This is a genomic window from Ornithinibacillus liuyingii (genome assembly GCF_055550225.1).
On the sequence record NZ_JBPWOS010000012.1, the window covers coordinates 112,898 to 130,430 of the forward strand.

Below are 17,533 nucleotides of genomic sequence, written 5' to 3' on the forward strand. Positions count from 1 at the left end.
ATTACATAGTATTTTAAGGAGGAGTATCATGGCTGTACAATGGGAAAAAGCTCGTGATTACGAAGAAATAATTTATGAAAAATATAATGGTGTTGCCAAAATCACCATTAACCGGCCAGAAAAGCGTAATGCCTTTACGCCACTAACGGTAAATGAAATGATTGATGCATTTGCCGATGCACGTGATGATTCATCTGTAGGTGTAATTATTCTTACTGGAGCAGGAGACTTAGCATTTTGTTCTGGCGGTGACCAGTCTGTTCGTGGACATGGTGGATATGTAGGAGAAGATCAAATCCCTCGCTTAAACGTTCTTGACTTACAGCGTTTAATCCGCACAATTCCAAAGCCTGTTATTGCAATGGTTGCTGGTTACGCTATTGGTGGTGGACATGTTCTTCACATTGTGTGTGACTTAACAATTGCGGCAGATAATGCTAAATTTGGACAAACTGGACCAAAAGTAGGAAGCTTTGATGCTGGTTATGGTGCCGGATTATTGGCAGAAATGGTCGGCCAAAAGCGAGCTCGTGAAATTTGGTACCTATGTCGCCAATACAATGCAGAAGAAGCATATGAAATGGGATTAGTAAATAAAGTAGTACCTTTAGAGAAATTAGAAGAAGAGACTTTACAGTGGTGTGAAGAAATTCTTGAGAAGTCACCAACAGCACTACGTTTCTTAAAAGCATCATTTAATGCTGCTACAGATGGCTTAGCTGGTTTACAGCAATTTGCTGGGGATGCAACCCTTCTTTACTATACAACAGATGAAGCAAAAGAGGGTCGAGATGCATTCAAAGAAAAAAGAAAACCAGACTTCGATCAATTCCCACGTTTCCCTTAATAAAGTGGAGGATGGTACATTAGTTTGCAAGTAACGATGGATAATAAGCAATGAAGCATAGAAGAACCTTTGCTATATGGCAAAGGTTCTTCTTTCAAGAGGTGATTTTATGGCGGAAATTATGCCGCACTGGCTTACCAAGCAGGCAACCCTTTCACCCAATCGACCCGCTATCGAAATGGTCGACGGTTCAGTGATTACATTCTATGAATTAATGCAGCAAAGTAAGGAATTAGCAAAAAAAATAGCCAATTATGGAATTGAAAAAGGAAGCCATGTAGGCATTTTATCCAATAATAACCCAACAATGATACGGCTAGTACATGCCCTAAGCTACTTAGGAGCCGTCGCTGTATTATTAAATACACGATTAACTAAGGAAGAGTTAAATTATCAAGTAAACGATGCCAAGATTAAGACAGTCATTAGTCAAGATGACTTATTGGAAAAGGCTAACCAATTAAACGTAAATCAATTAATAGGATTTACTGCATTAGAAAGGGAGAACCCATTAAATATTACGCTTGTTACTGAAATTAACCTTGATGATCCATTCACCATCATCTATACGTCGGGAACGACAGGATTTCCAAAAGGTGTTATTCATACGTATGGTAATCACTGGTGGAGCGCAATTGGCTCTGCATTAAATCTGGGGTTATCAGAAAAAGATAAATGGCTAGCTGTTCTTCCGTTTTTTCATGTTGGCGGATTATCTATTTTCTTTAAGAGTGTTATTTATGGAATGCCGGTATATTTGGTTGAGAAGTTTCATGAACAAGTAGTTCTTGACGCGATTTATCATCATGGTGTAACGATAGCTTCTGTGGTCACAGTAATGGTACAACGGATTATGCATGTACAAGGGGATCGACCATTTCCTAGTCATTTTCGCTGTATGCTATTAGGGGGTGGACCAGCTCCTGTTCCATTATTAGAAAAAGCAACCAACCGAAACATCCCAGTCTTTCAGTCATTCGGTATGACAGAAACTTCATCCCAAATCGTAACATTGAGTCCAAAGGATGCGTTTCGGAAAATTGGATCAGCTGGAAAGGCCTTATTTCCTGCACAAATCAGAATTGATACAGGAATTCCTATGGAAATTGGGGAGATATATGTAAAGGGGCCAATGGTAACCAAGGGTTATTACAATAACCCAGACGCAAATGAGAAGAGTTTCCAAGATGGCTGGCTTTCTACAGGTGACTTAGGTTACCTAGATGAAGAAGGTTTTCTATATGTAGTAGATCGGAGAAAAGATTTAATTATTTCCGGAGGGGAAAATATCTATCCATCTGAAATTGAGAGTGTTTTGTCTGCATATGATGGCATACGAGAAGTGGGAGTGACTGGTAAACCAGATGACTATTGGGGACAGGTACCAATCGCCTTTGTTGTATCAGACAAGCATGAAGTTAGTGAAGAAGCTATATTGGGCTATGCTAAAAAGCATTTAGCCAAATATAAACTACCGAAAGAAATTCACTTTGTCGAACGACTACCACGAAATGCTTCCAATAAATTAGTTCGAAATCAATTATTAGATTTACTATAAAATATCTCTATTCTCGATACATGCTTTTCCTCTTTTAAGACAGATTAAAAAACAGGAGGTGGGTGTGAATGGAGAAAAAGAAATATTATGTGGAAATAGGTAGTGGTGAAATATCACAGATAAAGTACCATAATAACGATAGTTTCACGATTTATGCTACAGATGAAGAGGTTGCAATACTACGTGCTAAGTTAGCCAATATGCATGATGCTTCCTATAATAGTTTCTGGAGAGCACATGTACCAATAATGCCCTATCATAATGATAAATCAAATGATAGCTATGATTCGGAAATGGTGGAGGCATATCAATTGTTACATGATCTTGGTGATCATACAACCAAAAAACATATTGAAAGTATCGGAATATTGGATGAAAAACATATGTAAACAAAGTTAGGAATAGGATATACTATCTTATTCCTTTTTCTTTGTTTAGTATCAGTAGATTATCGGGAATAGTAATACTAGAGAAACTAGTCGGAGGATATGTGATGAGAATACGATTCGTAGCTATTGGAATTAGTATCGGTATTGCCCTTGTTCTATCAACCGTGTCTACTACAAATAATCAAGCAGTACCAGTTAGCCAACAGAATGCGAAACAAGCGAAAGCGATTAAACATGATGACATTGTTCAATTGACCGATCTGTTTATGCATACACTTGTACAAGAAACGGGTGAGAATTATCGGGTACTAGAATATCCTGATAAGCAATCTATTGTGGATGCTTTTAAGCATATTACGACGGAAAATGTTGTGAAAGGATATGTCGATTACTATTTTTATGAAGAAAATGGGGCATTATATCTTGTTCCAACAGAAACACCACCATGGTTCGATAAACAGAATGCATACGATGTGGTACAATTAGATAAGAACACGTTCTTGGTTAAGCAGGACAATCAATCCGAATTTTACGGTGAATACGGAATTGAATTAGAGTTTACGTATCTAGACCAAGAATGGAAAATCACAAAAATAACACATCTATGATGAATAGTAAAAGGTAGCTGACATATGTTAACATTTCGAGATTTTTATCATAATGAGATACGATTGTCTTTTCTTGATCACCCCTTTTCGAAGGAACCAAAGCATGTATGGGTCATTTGCCGTTTTGAGGGTAAATGGCTATTAACCAAACATAAGGACCGAGGCTTGGAGTTTCCAGGTGGAAAGGTAGAAGAAGGAGAAAGTGCTGAAGAAGCGGCATATCGAGAGGTAATGGAAGAGACTGGGGGAATTATAAAGCAACTACAGTATGTTGGACAATACCATGTTGCAGGAAAAGCGGAGCATGTGATTAAGAATGTTTATTATGCTGAAGTTGATACCTTAGTAGAGCAAGATACCTATTATGAAACAGAAGGCCCTGTCCTCCTATCGGAAATTCCTAAAAAAGTGAAAACAAATAAGAAATATAGCTTTATTATGAAGGATGATGTTTTAACGTATTGTTTAAAGAGAATTTCCAGGAATTGATAAATTCTAATAGCTGTACGACACCTCCTGCATGGGAGGTGTTTTTTGCTTGAAAAGTATGACTATTCGTGCCTGTTTTGTTAGTATATAATTGAAAAAACCGAAAAGGTGTGTGTGATTTTTGAAAAGTACTTACATAGAAAACTACTTTAATCTAGTAGAAAAGCAAAGAGCGGTTCTTTATCAATTGGTTTCTAAGTCTCATATTGGATTATGGAATCGTCCTTTACCAGATAAATGGTCGGTTGGAGAAACGTTATATCATTTATATCTAATGGTGAGGTTAGTTAGAAGGTTTTCCACCATTTATTTTCCCCTTGCAAAACCGATTGCTAGAATACGTAAACATCACCACTATCAAACTTCGATACATAATATTTATGTGGAATATAATCAGAAGAAAAAAGGTCCTATGAAAGCCCCTTGTGTATTAACACCACCAAAGAATCTTAATCAAACATACACGCTTCTCGATATTCAACAGTTACTTGTAAACGAGACGAAAAAATTTAAGAATTTAGTAGCCGAATTAGAGGAACCAGTAGCAGGTCTCATTCGCTTTCCAGATCCAGTTGCATATTATCCAAACGTTATTCAAAGTGTTCATTTACTGGCAATTCATGAACAACATCACTTTAGTTTAACGGAAGAGTATATAAGAGACAGCAAATCTTACTAGATGAAGTGAGAAGTAAGAGTGAAAAAAAGTGGCACAAGAGAAACCGGAGTATAGTATAATTCTGTTCAAGATGAAGCTTTCATTGAATTGTACATAGGTGAATATGTTGGATAATTGTATAACAAAATGTTTTCGTTCCAACATAATGTGTACCAATAAAGATAGAAGTATCATTATTAGAGGAGTGAGGAAGATCGAACAGCTTACCAAGATTGCAGAAGGTAATACCGCTACGATTTATTTACGAAATAATCAAGTAGTTAAAGTCTTTCATGCGTACTTTCCGAAAAGTGAAGCGAGATATGAAGCGGCTAATCAAGAAGTCGCATATTCTAGTGGATTACCGGTACCTAAGATCATAGAAGTTACTTCATTAGATGGGAACCCAGCCATTATAATGGAGTATGTAAATGGCTCTACATTAGGGGAGCTAATGTTAGATAATATACATGAGGCTAGGTATTATTTGAATATAGCAGTTGATATACAACGGAAGATACACTTAGTTAAAACAGACTCCATAGAACCAATGACGTTAAAATTAAAGCGCCAAATCGAATTTGCTGAGAAGTTAAATGAAAAGCAAAAAGCGTGTCTTATCGAAAAAATGAATCAAATCACTTTTGAAAATAGATTGTGTCACGGGGATTTACATGTCTTTAATCTTATTCAGACGGGTCGTCATGTTGCAATTATAGATTGGGTGGATGCTAGTGTTGGCGATGTTCGTGCGGATGTCTACCGTACTTATCTACTTTACGCACAGCATTACCCAGAAATTGCTGAGGAATATTTAAATCTTTATACTGAAAAAAGCGGCATCAGCAAAGAAGATATATTAGAATGGGCCCCGATTATAGCGGGAGCGAGATTAGCAGAATTTGTACCGACAGAAGATTCGAGTAGATTATTACAGATTGTTCAAGACTATTGTACGTAAACTATAATAGTCCAGGTAACTCGAGAACGTTGAAAGGCTTATTTAAAAAGATTAGCTCATAGTTAAATGTACTGCATATAGTGAATTGTACAATTCAACCGAGAAAATATACGTACCCTTATTGGAGATAGCTTCGGTGAGACCTCACCTTAATAAGCGAGGAGTCTCACCAGCCATCGGATGGGAGATGTTTAGTTCAAGTAGTCATTCCCATAAATAAAGAGATGCTGAGACTTATTAGGAGAAACGTTATTTTATAAAATATTTCTACTATGTCGTATGCTTAATCAACCAACGTTCCATTCTTTCAACGACCTTATACATGATTGCAGCAAAGATAGCAATTAGAATTAATGCTGCCATAACTAAAGTAAAGTCAAAGACCTGGAAGCCATATACAATCAAATAGCCTAATCCTTCTTTGGAAACAAGAAACTCTCCTACGATAACCCCGACCCAAGATAACCCGACATTTACTTTTAACGTTGAAATCATGACAGGGAGATTTGCTGGAAATACAGCTGATTTAAAGCATTGCCAGCGGGTTGCACCGAAGCTTTTTAGTACCTTCTCATAGTTTGGATCAACTTCTCTAAATCCTGTGTAGACAACAATTGTTGTAATAATAACGGAAATGATAGCTCCCATGGCAATAATCGATACATAACCTGGTCCTAAAGCGACAATAATGATTGGCCCTAAGGCGACTTTAGGCATTGCATTTAAAATTACTAAATAAGGATCCATAATTTTTGAAAATCGGGTAGAAGACCATAACAATGATGCGAGTATAATACCGAGTATTGTACCAATCATAAAGCCTAGTAACGTTTCAAATAATGTGACATACGTATGAGAAATCATCGAGCCATCTGAGAATTTTTCGACTAATAGATTGAATACTCTAGTTGGTGAGCTGAATAATAACGGGTCAATCCATCTCATTCTACTAGCAAGCTCCCAAAGGCCAAAAAATCCAATTAAAATAAGAGCTTGCCAAATGAATACAATCCGTTTCTCACGTATGAGTTTTTGCTTATGCGTTTCAAATAATTGCTGGTCTTCATGATGGGACATGGTGATATCCCCTTTCTATCGAAGGGTTAAACGGTTTTCGTTTCATTTTTGTTTAACTCCTCCCAAACTTTATCGAATATAGATTGGTACTTAGGGTGTCTACGAACTAAAAATGGCAATTCATTTCGAAGTTCTATTGGTACTTCAAAGCTTTTAGCTATTTTACCTGGATTTGCACTCATAACGATTATGCGATCACTCATCGCAATCGCTTCCCCGATATCGTGGGTTACTAATATTGCTGTCTTATGGTAGGCGTGTAACAGTTTGTAAACAAGGTCTTCTAATTTTAGCTTCGTTTGGAAATCTAGAGCTGAAAAGGGTTCGTCTAATAGTAGAATTTTTGGATCCGTAATTAATGTTCTGACGAGTGCAACGCGCTGCCTCATTCCACCAGAAAGGGATGAGGGGTATTGATTTTCCACATTATTTAAACCAACCTCATGTAAAAGCTCGATTGCTTTTTCTTTTACGTATTCATTTGCCTTTCTCTGAATGGTCGGACCGATTAATACGTTATCTAAAATCGTTTTCCAAGGAAATAAATAATCTTGCTGTAACATATAACCAATAGCTAATTCAGATTCATCAATTGCTTTATTATTTAAAAGGACTTTACCTGACGTATGTTTCAATATCCCTGAAACGATAGAAAGAATCGTTGATTTACCACAGCCACTTGGCCCTAGTAAGGAGATAAACTCTCCCTCTTTTACTGAAAAAGAAATGTCGTCCAATGCTTTGGTATAATCATTTTTTGTGAAATAGTGGTGGGTGACATTTTCTAAGGTTAGAAAGGACATGTTTTCCCTCCTTATTGATTGATGACTTCCTCTGCAATCTCTGTATTTACTAGCTCTTCATAAGAAATCTCGCCATCTGGTATTTCCCCTGCCTCTTCTATGATGTTCGTTAAGTTATTCCATTCTTCCTCATCTAAGATTGGGTCTGTTGCGAACGATCCTTGGCTCTTATAGCGCTCAATCGAGGAAGTTAATATATCTAAATCTACATCTTCAAAATAGGATTGAATAGTCTCAGCAATTTCTGCAGAATCTGTTTCCTGTACCCATTGTTGTGCTTTATATATCGCTCTAGTGAATTTTTCAATGTTTTCTTTGTTATCTACTAGATAACTCTGCTTAGCCATAAAAACAGTGTATGGTACATGACCCGATTCTTCACCAAAGGAAGCGATGACATGGCCATTTCCTTCTTTTTCCATAACACTGGCAGTTGGTTCAAATAGCTGTACATATTCATAGTCTCCTGATAGGAAGGCACCTGGAATATTCGCAAAATCAATATTCTGGTGTAAGCTTAAATCGTTATGTGGATCTATTCCGTGCTGCTTTAGTACAAATTCGCCAACCATCTGCGGCATTCCACCTTTACGTTGTCCAAGAAAATTAGAACCCTTTAAATCTTCCCATTTAAAATCAGAATGTGCTTCTTTTGCTACTAAGAATGTCCCATCTGTTTGGGTAAGCTGAGCAAAGTTAACTGCGTAATCATTGGAATCTTGCGCATAAACATAGATCGATGTTTCTGATCCTACTAATGCAACATCAATTCCATCTGATAATAAGCCTGTCATCGTTTTATCTCCACCCCAAAGTGTTTGAAGCTCTACATCTAATCCTTCCTCTTCAAAGAATCCTTTCTCAATTGCTACATATTGAGGTGCATAGAAGAGAGAGCGGGTAACCTCTCCTAATTTAATAGTTGTATTTTCATTAGAACCACAAGCAGAAAGGAAAAGAAGTGTAAAACATAATATAACCCCAAAAATTTTCATTTTTCTCATTCTTTACGACCCTTTCCATTTCGAAAATTTTTTATGCAAAAAGGAAAGTATATCTTCCCGATTTGTAATAAAGTTTGAATAGTCGTTCTCAAGTAGAGTATGAGAATACCAAAATTACTTCAACCACATAGTATGCTTTGAATGAAAAATGTGTGAATGCCTAGTTTTTATATGTTATATTTTACGTCTTGCAGGGAGGGTTTTGACGCGAGAGGAGTGATTCTCGCTCCTAGTCGTCGGAGTAGACTTCGCGCGAGGCTGGAGTAAGTTTCGCGCGAGAAAGGGGAAAAATCGCGCGAACTATAAGAAATTTCGCGCGGCAATAAGAAGAACTCGCGCGACAGAAGGAACCTCGCGCGCGGGAGTAGGGGGGAATCATCAACTAAGTAGAAAACCGACCTCTAAAAGTAAGGTCGGTTTTAGAGTAGGCAAAAAGTCTTTCCTGCCTGTATAAGAATATAGTATATAAACCCTCTTGGGATGAGGACAGGATAGTGTTATTTAAAATTAGGTCCTGCTGCAGCGATTTCTGGGCTAACATGAGTAAATTTTTTGAAATTATCATGGAACTTCTTAGCCAGATTTCTTGCTGTTTCGTCATATGCCTCTTTGTCTTCCCATGTATTTCTTGGAATAAGTAGTTCATCAGGAACACCAGCAACATGAGCAGGGATTTCCAAGCCAAAGATTTCATCTTTAATTGTTTCGACGTTATTTAGTTCTCCTTCTAATGCAGCATGAACCATTGCACGAGTATAAGAGAGCCTAATTCGATTTCCTACACCATAGGATCCACCAGTCCATCCAGTATTAATTAGGAATACATTTGTATTATATAAATCAATTTTTTCACCTAGCATCGTTGCATATGTTGCAGGCGATAATGGAAGGAAAGGTGCTCCAAAGCAGGCTGAAAATGTTGCTTGCGGTTCTGTTACACCACGTTCTGTTCCAGCTAGTTTACTAGTATACCCACTTAAGAAATGATACATTGCTTGTTCTTTTGTTAGTTTACTAATAGGTGGTAACGTACCAGATGCATCAGCAGTTAGGAATACAATGGTATTCGGATGTCCTGCAATGCTTGGATTTACAATATTATCTATATGTTCTAATGGATATGCAGCTCTAGTATTTTCTGTTAAGGAAGTATTATCGAAATTAGGGATACGTGTTTCTTCATCTAATACTACATTCTCTAATACAGAACCAAACTTAATGGCGTTGTATATTTGTGGTTCCTTTTCTTCCGATAGGTTGATACACTTTGCATAACAGCCACCTTCTATATTAAACACACCACTAGAACTCCAGGCATGCTCATCATCACCGATTAGCTTGCGGTAAGGATCAGCTGATAATGTTGTTTTTCCAGTTCCAGATAAACCGAAGAATAAAGCAACATCCCCCTCATTACCTACGTTTGCTGAGCAGTGCATGGATAATATGTTTTGCTCTGGTAATAAAAAGTTCATGATAGAGAAGATGGACTTTTTGATTTCACCTGCATACTCTGTTCCACCGATTAAGATGACTTTGTGCTTGAACGATACAATGATAAATGCCTCTGAGTTAGTACCATCAATACTCGGATCAGCCTTAAAGGTTGGGGCAGAGATTACAGTAAATTCTGCTTGATGATTTGCTAATTGCTCCTCTGTTGGACGAATGAATAATTGTTTCGCAAATAAATTATGCCAAGCAAATTCGTTGATTACTTGAATTGGTAATTGATAGTTGTGATCAGCTCCAGCAAATCCATTAAATACAAAAACTTCATCTTTTTGCTTTAGGTGCTCCATTACTTTTGTATATAAGGATTCAAATACTTTTTCTTCAATAGGTTGATTTACAGTACCCCAGTCTACTTTACTTTCGGATATGGAATCCTTTACAATGAACTTATCCTCTGGGGAACGGCCAGTATATTTACCGGTAGTAGCGAGCACAGCTCCTGTATTTGATAAGACCCCTTCATTTCGTGAAAGGACTTTTTCAACTAATCTAGCAACAGATAAGTTTTTCTTTGTAGTTTGCTGGGACAGAAGTTCTTCCAATAATGAGGTTTTCATTACTGTATTCATTAAAATTACCTACCTTTATTTATGAGATTCAATACATTTATTTCCTGAAATTAATTATTAGTATAACACATTTAAATTAATAGTCCATACTATTCGTTGTTTTTATTGTATTATTTTATTAAAATTACGTGACAGTGTATTATACAGTTGACATAGGACAATTGCTTCAGTTAATCTACAATAGAGCGGATACTCTCTTATTCAGAGTTGGTGGAGGGACAGACCCGATGAAACCCGGCAACCATCACATTTGTGAAAAGGTGCTAACCTGAAGCAAGGAAAATTCCTTGAACAATAAGAGCGAAAGGCTAGTAAACCCTTTCCTCATGTAAGAAGGAAAGGCTTTTTTTATTGATTAAGGATATACTATCTGATAGATATTTGAGTTCCGTAACAAAGAAATAGAGGGAGGATTTAGCCAAATGGCTAAGAATCGTCGATTATTTACTTCTGAGTCAGTAACAGAAGGTCACCCAGATAAAATATGTGACCAAATTTCCGATGCAATTTTAGATGAAATTTTAAAAAAGGACCCGCTAGCTAGGGTTGCGTGTGAAACGACCGTAACAACAGGATTAGTACTTGTTGCTGGAGAGATTACCACATCTACCTATGTTGATATCCCACAGGTTGTTAGACAAACCGTTAAAGATATCGGTTACACTCGTGCGAAATATGGATTTGATGCTGATACTTGTGCAGTTCTAACTGCTATTGATGAGCAATCACCAGATATCGCAAGCGGGGTAAACCAAGCGTTAGAAGCACGTCTTGGAAAAATGACAGAGAGTGAAATTGATGCAATCGGAGCAGGAGACCAAGGATTGATGTTTGGTTTTGCTTGTAACGAAACAAAAGAATTAATGCCGTTACCAATTTCTTTAGCGCATCAACTTTCTAAACGGCTAAGTGATGTTAGAAAAGACAGTACGCTAGCTTATCTTCGTCCAGATGGAAAAACACAAGTAACCATTGAATATGATGAAGAGGATCATCCAGTAAGAGTTGATACGATTGTCATTTCTACACAGCATTCACAAAGTGTTACTTTAGAACAGATTGAAAAAGACTTGATCGAGCACGTCATTAAGCCAGTAGTACCTGCAGAATTATTAGATGATGAAACGAAATACTTTATTAACCCGACTGGAAGATTCGTTATTGGAGGTCCACAAGGGGATGCAGGTTTAACTGGTAGAAAAATAATTGTCGATACGTATGGTGGCTATGCACGCCATGGTGGGGGTGCTTTTAGTGGGAAGGATCCTACAAAAGTAGACCGTTCAGCTGCTTATGCTGCTCGTTATGTGGCGAAAAATATTGTAGCTGCTAAATTAGCTGATTCATGTGAAGTTCAGCTTGCATATGCAATCGGTGTTGCAGAACCGGTTTCCATTTCCATTAATACGTTTGGTACCGGAGTAGTAAGCGAAGAGGTATTAGTTAATGCTGTTCGCGATATATTTGATTTACGTCCAGCTGGAATTATCCGCATGCTAGATTTACAAAGACCTATCTATAAGCAAACTGCAGCATATGGTCATTTCGGTAGAACAGATGTAGAATTTCCTTGGGAAAAAACCGATAAAGTAGACGCGTTATTAGCACAAGTTAAATAATGTATTTAAAAGGCTTAGAACCCAGTGTTCTAAGCCTTTGCTATTAGGAAAAATCAAGCCCTAAATCAGTATGGTACTTATAATAATGTCCTTTTTCGACATAGGATTTGCGAACTCGTTCCATCTCTTGATAATCCGTGTCCGTTAATTCGCGAACTACTTTGGCAGGGCGTCCCATAACTAATGTATGAGGTGGAATTTTTTTGCCAGGTGGAATTAGACTTCCCGCACCAACAAAAGCATGTTCCCCAATTTCTGCCCCGTCTAAGATAATCGACCCCATACCGATTAAAGCATTTTTTCGTATAATAGAAGAATGAAGGGTAACTTGGTGTCCTACAGTAACATCATCTTCAATGATAAGAGGATTATTAGGACTTTGATGTAGCATAGATAAATCTTGAATACTAACTCGTTTACCGATTCTAGTTGGAGCAACGTCTCCTCGGATAACAGTTTTAAACCAAATACTAGTTTCTTCTTCAATTGTGACATCTCCAATTACTACTGCGTCTTTTGCAATAAAAACGGTCGGATGTATCTTAGGTGCGATATTTTGATAATGATGAATCACTCAATATCCCTCCTTGACTATTTTTTCTGTATTGCTATGATAAATGGTGGATTATTCTTTTGATTAATAAATCCATATTGCAGTACACTATATTGTTTTTGATTCAGGGAAATGACGTGCTTTAATATCGTATTTTTTTCATCTTGCCCGCCTTCGTGTCCATAGTATACTACTAAAATAATTCGACCATTTTTTTTAAGGTACTTTAATATGGTATCAATAGCTTTTACGGTGGACTCCCCTTTTGTAATGATAGACTTATCACTTTTCGGTAAGTAGCCTAAGTTAAAGATAGCACCACCTATTTCAATATCATGAAATAAATAATCGCCAATATTCTCATGACTGTCTAATACAAGTGATACATTGGAGCAGTTGTGCTCCATTAATAATCGATCGGTATTATCAATAGCTTGTTCTTGAATATCTAAGGCAATAACTTCTCCGGTGTCTCCTACTAGCTTACTTAAAAATAATGTATCATTTCCGTTACCACATGTTGCATCAATAACGGTCTCTCCAGGAGAAATGATTTCTTCTAATAAATGATGTGAGTAGTTTAAAATGCTTTTCATCCTCGGGTCCCCTTATGCATAAATTGAGTCTGTGTTTAGAATAGCACGTAAAAACACTTTTAAAAACTTATATGCCATGTAATTAGTTTGTAATAGTTCATCTAATACTATAATAAAAAAGGAATATCTTGACAAAGCTAATAGTATTCATTAAAATTTTATGTAAATATGGAAATGCGATGCGAAGGAGTAGTAGTAATGGTACTCAGGCTAAGAGAGACAATGGTTGGTGTGAATTGTCCCTGAGAAGTTGCGAACTCGCCTTTAATGCTGCAGGAGTGAACCCAAGTAGTTCCTGCCGTTAATCCGCGTTAAGGATACGAGTGAACGAATGAATTCGTTAATTTGGGTGGTACCGCGGGAAATACAGCTTCTCGTCCCTTTATAGGGATGAGGGGCTTTTTTTATTTTTTCGGTTTATTAGATGATGTTGTATTTGCATTTTCTAAGATAGTAACTGAAGGAAAGTACGAAAAACCCACAATAAAAGGAGGAAAAGTAATGAGTTTTCATCATCATGAAATTGAAAAGAAATGGCAGAAATATTGGCTAGAGAACAAAACTTTTAAGACGAACACGAATACAGACAAGAAGAAATTTTATGCATTAGACATGTTCCCATATCCATCTGGAGCGGGCCTTCACGTTGGTCATCCAGAAGGATACACTGCTACAGACATTATTTCTCGAATGAAGCGTATGCAAGGCTACGAGGTTCTTCATCCAATGGGGTGGGATGCATTCGGGCTTCCTGCTGAACAATATGCACTAGATACCGGAAATAGCCCAGCAGAATTTACACAACAGAATATCAATACCTTCAAAAGACAGATTCAAGAACTTGGTTTCTCTTATGATTGGGATCGAGAAATTAGTACAACAGACCCTTATTATTACAAGTGGACTCAATGGATCTTTACAAAACTTTATGAAAAAGGTCTGGCTTATATCGATGAAGTAGCAGTGAATTGGTGTCCGGCTCTTGGGACCGTTCTTGCTAATGAAGAGGTTATTGATGGGAAAAGTGAACGTGGTGGACACCCCGTAATTCGTAAGCCAATGAAACAATGGATGTTGAAAATTACAGCATATGCCGATAGACTTCTAGAAGATTTAGATGAGGTGGATTGGCCAGAAAGCATTAAAGACATGCAACGTAATTGGATTGGTCGCTCGGAAGGTGCAGAAGTAACGTTTCATATAGAAGGACATGACGGGACATTTACAGTGTTTACTACAAGACCTGATACGTTGTTTGGCGCAACCTATGCTGTTCTTGCACCAGAACACCCACTAGTAGCGAAAATTACTTCTCCTGATCAAGAACAAGCAGTTCAACAATATTTGGAGAATGTTCAAACGAAGTCGGACCTTGAAAGAACAGATTTAGCAAAGGATAAAACTGGTGTATTTAGTGGTGCATATGCTATTAATCCTGTGAATCAAGAGAAAATGCCTATTTGGATCGCAGATTATGTGCTAATGTCCTATGGTACTGGTGCAATCATGGCTGTTCCTGCACATGATGAACGAGATTACGAATTTGCTACTAAATTTAAGTTACCGATTAGAGAAGTAGTAGCAGGTGGCGATATTTCGAAGGAAGCCTATACAGGAGATGGAAAGCACGTAAACTCAGATTTTCTAAATGATCTAAATAAAGAAGAAGCAATTTCTAAAATGATTGAATGGCTTGAAGAGAAGAGGGTAGGGGAAAAGAAAGTAACATACCGCCTTCGTGATTGGTTATTCTCTAGACAACGTTATTGGGGTGAACCAATTCCAGTTATTCATTGGGAAGATGGAACAATAACTACCGTTCCAGAAGAGGAATTGCCTCTAGAGCTTCCTGTTATGACGGAAATAAAACCATCTGGGACTGGGGAATCGCCACTTGCTAATAGTGACTGGGTGAATGTGGTCGACCCTGTGACAGGTAAAAAAGGTCGTCGTGAGACAAATACAATGCCACAATGGGCTGGGAGCTGCTGGTATTTCCTACGCTACATTGATCCAAATAATAGTGAAAAACTAGCAGATCCTGAACTACTTAAAAAATGGCTGCCAGTGGATATTTATATCGGTGGAGCAGAGCACGCGGTACTTCACTTGCTATATGCACGTTTTTGGCATAAATTCCTATACGATATCGGTGTCGTTCCAACTAAAGAACCATTTATGAAGCTCTTCAACCAAGGGATGATTCTTGGTGAAGGTAATGAGAAAATGAGTAAATCAAAAGGGAATGTAGTAAATCCAGATGATATTATTTCATCTCATGGCGCAGATACCCTTCGCCTTTATGAAATGTTCATGGGACCGCTAGAAGCCTCAGTCGCATGGTCTACCAATGGACTTGATGGAGCGCGTCGTTTCCTAGATCGTGTATGGCGTCTATTTATTGATGATAATGGCGGTCTTTCTAGTAAAATTGTTGACGGTACTGGTCCAGAACTAGAAAAGGTATACCATGAAACAGTTAAAAAGGTTACCGAAGATTTTGAGAATCTACATTTCAATACTGGTATTTCTCAAATGATGGTATTTATTAATGAGGGATATAAATCTGAGAAGCTTCCTAAAGAATATGTAGAAGGATTTGTCAAACTACTATCTCCAGTAGCACCTCACCTTGCCGAAGAGCTTTGGAGTCGCCTAGGTCATGAAGGAACAATTAGTTATGAAGCTTGGCCGACTTATGATGAATCTAAATTGGTTGAAGATGAAGTGGAAATTGTTGTTCAAGTCATGGGTAAAGTTCGTTCTAAACTTCAAGTGGCTAAAGATATCTCTAAAGATGAACTAGAGAAATTGGCGTTAGAAGATGAAGGGATTCAAGAATGGATTGCTGGAAAGACAATTAGAAAAGTTGTTGTAGTACCAGGGAAATTAGTTAATATAGTAGCAAATTAATGTGAAAGGCTCCTAACAGGATATTCTCTATTAGGAGCCTTTATTGTATCTATTAATTACTTGGCATCCATTTTGTTTGAAGTAAAATCCATTTATCTCTATCGTAGTACCACAATGACTCAACAGTTCCTAACTGGTCAGCATGATTTGCACCACTTACTTGTTGATAACTTTTTAATCCATAGCCTTTGCTTTTACTAATAAATTTAGGCTCGAAAAAAGCTATTGGATCAACCATTGTAGAAGTTTTCTTTATAACTTTTCCTTCTTCACTATAGATGCCTAGGCGTATATACTCTTCTTTTCTATCCTGTACATTTACAATAGTTGGTTTCGTGTTAGGTGAAATGGTTATCTCTACTTTAAAGCTATCGAGGAATCCTCCTTTTACAAAAGGTTGTTCTGGTAGTGGTAATTCTGTTAGTTTGTTTTGAATTAAGGTATGCAGATGGTACTGGTACAATCCACCACTTCCTCCGGTGGAACTTTGAAAAAAGATATTATTTACCTTGTCATGGTTTAAATCAATAAACTTAAGGGTTGGATTATACCCTCCCATGTACGGGATTTCCCAAACATGATTCTCACTTGATGTAATAACTGCTACAATGTCTCGGTAATAATTCGAATCAGGTGAAAATAAAATACCCTTTAATTCGATTACTTCCTTTAAACCATTACCTGTTACATCTTCTTCATAAGTCTTAATCACGTGGAGTTCTGATTTTGTATCATATTCTGCTGCATTTATGGAATAAGCTCCCAAGATGAACAAGATTACGAATACTAATAGTGGATAGGCTAACTTTTTCATGGGTCACTCCTTCATCATTTTATTTGGTAGGTAAGGATAGCGTTTGTAAAATAGTCAAATGCTATACGATGGAACTTAATGGGGGGTAGTTGAATATAATAAATTTGGTTATTCTATGTTACTAAAATATGGTAATATGATTCTTCGATTTAATATTGACTAGTATTCTAAAGGGGTGTAATATGTAATTTACTGTTAAGAAATAATGTCATGTCTTTTAATGATATAAACATGGAAGAAATATTAAAAAAACTAGTTGACATAATCTGATGCTGGTGATATAGTATTACTTACCGCTTAGATGAAGCCATTAAAGTTTTTCTAAAAAACTAGTTGACATAATCTTGATAGCGTGATATGATATAAAAGTTGTCGCTAAGAGATGGCAATAAAGATTTTGCTCCTTGAAAACTGAACAAAACAACCAGTATGTCAAGAAGAAACATACCCTGTTTTTTCTATGTAAAGAATTACAGAAGCTAGCAGCTTCTTTGCTAAGAATTTACCTATGATTGATTGGTGTCAATCATAGACAAACTTTTTTGGAGAGTTTGATCTTG

16 protein-coding genes, 1 riboswitch and 1 other annotated feature are annotated in these 17,533 nt (G+C 37.1%); of the genes, 9 read left to right on the forward strand and 7 right to left on the reverse strand.

All coding sequences use genetic code 11. The features are described from left to right. The first annotated feature begins 28 nt into the window (after positions 1–28). The 7 genes from menB to ACSKT4_RS16105 all read left to right on the forward strand — a co-directional run bounded on the left by menB (position 29) and on the right by ACSKT4_RS16105 (position 5,510). Positions 29–847 (forward strand): 1,4-dihydroxy-2-naphthoyl-CoA synthase, encoded by an 819-nt coding sequence (menB, locus tag ACSKT4_RS16075; RefSeq protein ID WP_186870894.1) that lies wholly within the window; start codon positions 29–31, stop codon positions 845–847. 109 nt (positions 848–956) lie between these two features. After that, positions 957–2,405: an o-succinylbenzoate--CoA ligase gene (locus ACSKT4_RS16080; protein ID WP_186870893.1), complete on the forward strand. Its 1,449-nt coding sequence runs from the start codon at positions 957–959 to the stop codon at positions 2,403–2,405. A 68-nt stretch (positions 2,406–2,473) separates the two neighbouring features. Next, complete coding sequence (locus ACSKT4_RS16085; protein ID WP_186870892.1) at positions 2,474–2,794, forward strand: hydrolase; 321 nt, start codon at positions 2,474–2,476, stop codon at positions 2,792–2,794. Positions 2,795–2,898: 104 nt separating this feature from the next. Then, positions 2,899–3,402 (forward strand): hypothetical protein, encoded by a 504-nt coding sequence (locus tag ACSKT4_RS16090; protein WP_186870891.1) that lies wholly within the window; start codon positions 2,899–2,901, stop codon positions 3,400–3,402. Positions 3,403–3,426: 24 nt separating this feature from the next. Then, complete coding sequence (ytkD, locus tag ACSKT4_RS16095; protein ID WP_186870890.1) at positions 3,427–3,891, forward strand: RNA deprotection pyrophosphohydrolase; 465 nt, start codon at positions 3,427–3,429, stop codon at positions 3,889–3,891. Between the two features lie 121 nt (positions 3,892–4,012). Then, complete coding sequence (locus ACSKT4_RS16100) at positions 4,013–4,570, forward strand: DinB family protein (RefSeq protein WP_465823673.1); 558 nt, start codon at positions 4,013–4,015, stop codon at positions 4,568–4,570. 184 nt (positions 4,571–4,754) lie between these two features. After that, positions 4,755–5,510 (forward strand): phosphotransferase family protein, encoded by a 756-nt coding sequence (locus ACSKT4_RS16105; RefSeq protein WP_366481259.1) that lies wholly within the window; start codon positions 4,755–4,757, stop codon positions 5,508–5,510. Between the two features lie 270 nt (positions 5,511–5,780). Here the strand turns inward: ACSKT4_RS16105 and ACSKT4_RS16110 are convergent, their stop codons facing one another. From ACSKT4_RS16110 to pckA, 4 genes are all read right to left on the reverse strand, one after another. After that, positions 5,781–6,587 (reverse strand): ABC transporter permease, encoded by an 807-nt coding sequence (locus tag ACSKT4_RS16110; protein ID WP_186870887.1) that lies wholly within the window; start codon positions 6,585–6,587, stop codon positions 5,781–5,783. 26 nt (positions 6,588–6,613) lie between these two features. Continuing rightward, entirely contained in the window at positions 6,614–7,390 is a 777-nt protein-coding gene (locus ACSKT4_RS16115; RefSeq protein WP_186870886.1) for an ABC transporter ATP-binding protein, read from the reverse strand. Between the two features lie 11 nt (positions 7,391–7,401). Beyond that, on the reverse strand, positions 7,402–8,394 hold the full coding sequence (locus ACSKT4_RS16120; protein WP_186870885.1) for an ABC transporter substrate-binding protein: 993 nt from the start codon (positions 8,392–8,394) through the stop codon (positions 7,402–7,404). Positions 8,395–8,891: 497 nt separating this feature from the next. Continuing rightward, positions 8,892–10,478 (reverse strand): phosphoenolpyruvate carboxykinase (ATP), encoded by a 1,587-nt coding sequence (pckA, locus tag ACSKT4_RS16125; RefSeq protein ID WP_186870884.1) that lies wholly within the window; start codon positions 10,476–10,478, stop codon positions 8,892–8,894. Positions 10,479–10,672: 194 nt separating this feature from the next. Further along, a riboswitch (SAM riboswitch) is annotated at positions 10,673–10,779 on the forward strand. 121 nt (positions 10,780–10,900) lie between these two features. Here pckA and metK point away from each other — a divergent pair. Further along, the gene (gene metK / locus ACSKT4_RS16130; protein ID WP_186870883.1) at positions 10,901–12,097 is read left to right on the forward strand and encodes a methionine adenosyltransferase; all 1,197 of its coding nucleotides are present in this window, start codon (positions 10,901–10,903) and stop codon (positions 12,095–12,097) included. A 43-nt stretch (positions 12,098–12,140) separates the two neighbouring features. Here the strand turns inward: metK and ACSKT4_RS16135 are convergent, their stop codons facing one another. Both ACSKT4_RS16135 and mnmM read right to left on the reverse strand, forming a co-directional pair. Next, positions 12,141–12,671, reverse strand: a complete 531-nt coding sequence (locus ACSKT4_RS16135; RefSeq protein WP_186870882.1) for a gamma carbonic anhydrase — start codon at positions 12,669–12,671, stop codon at positions 12,141–12,143. A gap of 17 nt (positions 12,672–12,688) precedes the next feature. Next, entirely contained in the window at positions 12,689–13,246 is a 558-nt protein-coding gene (gene mnmM / locus ACSKT4_RS16140; RefSeq protein WP_465823674.1) for a tRNA 5-(aminomethyl)-2-thiouridylate-methyltransferase MnmM, read from the reverse strand. Positions 13,247–13,416: 170 nt separating this feature from the next. Then, positions 13,417–13,631, forward strand: a binding site (T-box leader). Positions 13,632–13,747: 116 nt separating this feature from the next. Between mnmM and leuS the strand changes: the two genes are divergently transcribed. Next, the gene (gene leuS, locus ACSKT4_RS16145; protein ID WP_186870880.1) at positions 13,748–16,159 is read left to right on the forward strand and encodes a leucine--tRNA ligase; all 2,412 of its coding nucleotides are present in this window, start codon (positions 13,748–13,750) and stop codon (positions 16,157–16,159) included. A 52-nt stretch (positions 16,160–16,211) separates the two neighbouring features. On the opposite strand, the gene ACSKT4_RS16150 is transcribed toward leuS, so the two are convergent. Then, a complete protein-coding gene (locus ACSKT4_RS16150) occupies positions 16,212–16,973 on the reverse strand; it encodes a hypothetical protein (protein ID WP_186870879.1) in 762 nt (253 codons plus the stop codon). Between the last annotated feature and the right edge of the window lie 560 nt (positions 16,974–17,533).